The organism is Nguyenibacter vanlangensis (assembly GCF_013376155.1).
Classification (GTDB): domain Bacteria; phylum Pseudomonadota; class Alphaproteobacteria; order Acetobacterales; family Acetobacteraceae; genus Gluconacetobacter; species Gluconacetobacter vanlangensis.
In genome coordinates this window covers 1-3,395 of the sequence record NZ_JABXXP010000313.1, presented here as the reverse complement: position 1 = coordinate 3,395, position 3,395 = coordinate 1, and the positions used below count along the sequence as shown (strand labels likewise).

Sequence of the window (3,395 nt, the reverse complement as noted above, 5' to 3'; positions counted from 1 at the left end):
GGCTGCGCGGCTCGGACGACGCGCTGGCCCGCCTGGCCGCGCGCTATCGCCTGGCCTACGACGTCACGCCGGGCCCGCCTTATCGCGTGACGCACAGCGAGGCCCTCTATGTCTTCGACCGTGGGTCGCGGGCCCGCCTGCTGATTTCCACCGAGCATGACGGCAACGATCCGGCCGCGTGCATCGCCGCCGACCTGGACCGCCTGCTGCGCGAGCCCGGGCCGGACGTCAGGGGGGCATGATGGCGGTGCGCGTCAGCGGGTCGATGATCCCCAGCCCCAGCATGACCGTCAGCCACACCACGCAGGCGATCGCGAAGATGCGCGACAACGCCGAGCCATTGCGCAGATTCATGAAGAACAGGGCAACCAGCGCCGCCATGGCCAGGCCGAACAGCGGCGCCCAGTCCGGCCGCCCCAGCACGCGCGTGACCAGAAGCTGCGCCGCCAGCAGCCCGGCCAGCGCCAGCCAGGTCAGGCCATAGGGCAGGTAGGGATGGCGGGCGGGCGGCTTCACGACGCACCCAGATAGATCAGCGAAAACAGAATCATCCACAGCAGGTCGACGAAACTCCAATAGAGCCCCACCGCTTCGACCGGGGTGTAATAGCCCGGATGGACCCGGCCGCGCGCGGCCAGCCGGCCGATCCACGCAACCAGTCCCAGCCCGATCGCCAGATGCGCCATGTGCAGGACCGTTCCCAGCCAGTAGAACATCCAGAACAGGGCCGCGCCCGGCGGCATCGCCGGGTCGCGGGCGATCGCGCCGGGCAGCAGGTGCCGCGCAAGATCCAGGCGCCATTCGTAAAGTTTCAGTCCCATGAAGACCAGTCCCAGCAGCCCGGTCGCCAGGCAGAGCAGGATCAGGCGCCGCCTGTGGCCCAGCCGGACCGCCGGCAGGCCGCAGGCGAACAGCGCGCTGGAGGTCATCAGCACCATCGTGTTGATCGTGCCGATCGCAAGGTCGGTCCGCCGCGCCGCCTGGGCGAAACCGGCCGGGAAATGCACCCGATAGGTCAGCCAGGCCAGGAACAGCCCGCCGAAGAACAATCCCTCGGTCGCCAGGAACAGCCACATGCCGGCAATCGCGGTCGCGGCTTGCTCGCGCATGTCGCGAAACTGGAATTCCACCCGGTCCTGGATCGTCATGGCGGCATGTCCTCTTCCCGGCGGGGATAGGCATAGGGCGGTCCGGTGACCACCGGAATGACGGCGAAATTCTCGGTGGGCGGCGGAGAGGCGGCCTGCCATTCCAGCCCGGTCGCCCCCCACGGATTGGCCGGCGCGCGCGCGCCGCGCAGCAGTGACGCGCCCAGATAGACCAGCGGCAGGACATAGGCCGCCGCCAGGATCAGCGCGCCCCCGGTGGACAGGACGTTCAGCGCGGTGAATTGCGGGTCATAGGACGCATAGCGCCGCGGCATGCCCAGATAGCCCAGGATATATTGCGGCATGAAGGTGACGTTGAAGCCGGCGAACAGCAGGATCGCGGCGCAGCGGGACCAGAAGGCCGAATAGAGCCGCCCGGTCATCTTGGGCCACCAGAAATGCAGCCCGGCGAAGAAGGCGGTGACCATGCCGCCGACCATGATGAAGTGAAAATGCGCGATGACGAAATAGGTATCGTGCAGATAGACGTCCGCACCCAGCCCGGCCAGAAACAGCCCGGACAATCCCCCGGTGGTGAACAGCCCCACGAAACCCAGCGCATAGAGCATGGGCGCGTCGAGGCGGACATAGCCGCGCTCCAGCGTGCCGATCCAGTTGAACACCTTGATCGCCGAAGGCACCGCGACGCCATAGGACAGCAGCGAGAACACGGTGTTCGAAAAGGTCGAGACGCCGGCCACGAACATATGGTGGCCCCAGACGAAGAAGCTGATGACGCCGATGGCGATGCTGGCCCAGGCGACGAACTTGTATCCGAACAGCGGGCGCGAGGCGAAGGCCGGAATAACCTCGCTGACGATGCCGAAGCCCGGCATGATCATGATATAGACCGCCGGGTGCGAATAGAACCAGAACAGGTGCTGGAACAGCAGCGGATCGCCGCCCATGACCGGGCCGAAGAATCCCACCCCCCAGATCCGCTCGGTCGCCATCATCATCAGGACCATCGTCAGCACCGGCGTCGCCAGCACGTTCAGCATGCTGGTGGCATAGAGCGACCAGCAGAAGATCGGAAGCCGGTACCAGGTCAGGCCCGGCGCGCGCAGCCGGTGGATGGTGATGATGAAATTCAGCCCCCCGGCGATCGAGGAATAGCCCGCCAGGATGATGCCCAGCGCCGCCAGCGCCACCATGCCGTGCGCATAACCGGTCGAAAACGGGGCATAGAAGGTCCAGCCGGTATCCAGCCCGCCGCGAAAGAACGCGGTCAGCACGCAGGCCCCGCCGGCCAGGAACAGATACCAGCTCGCCAGGTTCAGGCGCGGAAAGGCCAGGTCGCGCGCGCCGACCATCAGCGGCAGCACGAAATTTCCCAGCACGGCCGGCGCCGCCGGCACCAGGAAGAACCAGACCATGATGATGCCGTGCATGGTGAACAGCCGGTCATAGGCCGCCCGCGACCCCAGCAGCCCCGCCGGCGACAGCAGGTTGAAGCGGATCAGCGCCGCCGCCGCGCCCCCCAGCAGGAAGAACAGCAGGATCGTGCCCATGTACAGCAGGCCGATGCGCTTATGGTCGGTCGTCAGCAGCCACGAGCGCAGGGTCAGCCCGTCGGTCAGGTAATTCCCGCCGGGCGCGTGGGATGGCAGGACGTTCATGGGGCCGCTCCTTCTGCCGGAGATGCCGCGTCGCCGCCGGGATGATCCAGCCAGTCCCGATAGGCGGCGGCCGGCATGACGATCACGTGGCCGACCATCAGCGCATGGTCCAATCCGCAATATTGATCGCAATACAGGCGAAACCGCCCGGTGCGGGTGGTATGGAACCAGATCATCGTATAGCGGCCGGGCAGCACGTCGCGCTTGATGCGAAAGGCCGGCACTGAGAAATCATGGATCACGTCCTCGGACGTCATGACGATCTCGATGTCGCGATCCACCGGCAAATGCACCAGGTTGATCTCGCGCACGCCGTTCGGCTGCTCGGCCTTCCACATCCATTGCTTGGCGGTGACCGCGATCTTCATCGCGCCCTCCGGCGCGTGCATCTGGCGCAGATACAGGTCCGCCGCCCACACATCCAGCACGAAGAAGGCCAGCATGGTCGCCGCCGTCCAGCCGACTTCCAGCCCGAACGTCCGGGTCGGCAACGGCCTGCGCCGCATCGGGTTGCCGGCCCGGAACCGCCAGCCGAAATACAGCATCAGGCCGAAGACCAGCACCAGCACCAGGGCGCTGACCACGACCAGCGCCAGCAGCAGCCAGTCGGTCTCGGCGGCGGTGCGGG

Annotated in this window: 5 protein-coding genes; 1 reads left to right on the top strand and 4 read right to left on the bottom strand. The window is 66.7% G+C overall.

What is annotated here, in order from left to right:
• Nucleotides 1-242, top strand: a 242-nt coding sequence (locus HUK84_RS12985) for an SCO family protein (protein ID WP_374729341.1), incomplete at its 5' end; no start/stop codon positions are given.
• Here HUK84_RS12985 and HUK84_RS12980 read toward each other — a convergent pair.
• From HUK84_RS12980 to coxB, 4 genes are all read right to left on the bottom strand, one after another.
• The gene (locus HUK84_RS12980; protein WP_176640669.1) at nt 229-516 is read right to left on the bottom strand and encodes a cytochrome C oxidase subunit IV family protein; all 288 of its coding nucleotides are present in this window, start codon (nt 514-516) and stop codon (nt 229-231) included. The two genes, HUK84_RS12985 and HUK84_RS12980, sit on opposite strands and share 14 nt — an antisense overlap.
• Nucleotides 513-1,148, bottom strand: a complete 636-nt coding sequence (locus tag HUK84_RS12975) for a cytochrome c oxidase subunit 3 (protein WP_176640668.1) — start codon at nt 1,146-1,148, stop codon at nt 513-515. The genes HUK84_RS12980 and HUK84_RS12975 overlap by 4 nt, the downstream gene beginning before the upstream one ends.
• Nucleotides 1,145-2,767, bottom strand: a complete 1,623-nt coding sequence (locus tag HUK84_RS12970; RefSeq protein ID WP_176640667.1) for a cytochrome c oxidase subunit I — start codon at nt 2,765-2,767, stop codon at nt 1,145-1,147. The genes HUK84_RS12975 and HUK84_RS12970 overlap by 4 nt, the downstream gene beginning before the upstream one ends.
• Nucleotides 2,764-3,395: cytochrome c oxidase subunit II (gene coxB, locus HUK84_RS12965; RefSeq protein ID WP_176640666.1), on the bottom strand; the 632-nt coding region annotated here is incomplete at its 5' end. The genes coxB and HUK84_RS12970, both read right to left, overlap by 4 nt.

Excerpts from the sequence above, each read along its gene's own strand:
- HUK84_RS12975 (WP_176640668.1), bottom strand. The coding sequence starts at position 1,148 with ATGACGATCCAGGACCGGGTGGAATTCCAGTTTCGCGACATGCGCGAG.
- HUK84_RS12970 (WP_176640667.1), bottom strand. The coding sequence starts at position 2,767 with ATGAACGTCCTGCCATCCCACGCGCCCGGCGGGAATTACCTGACCGAC.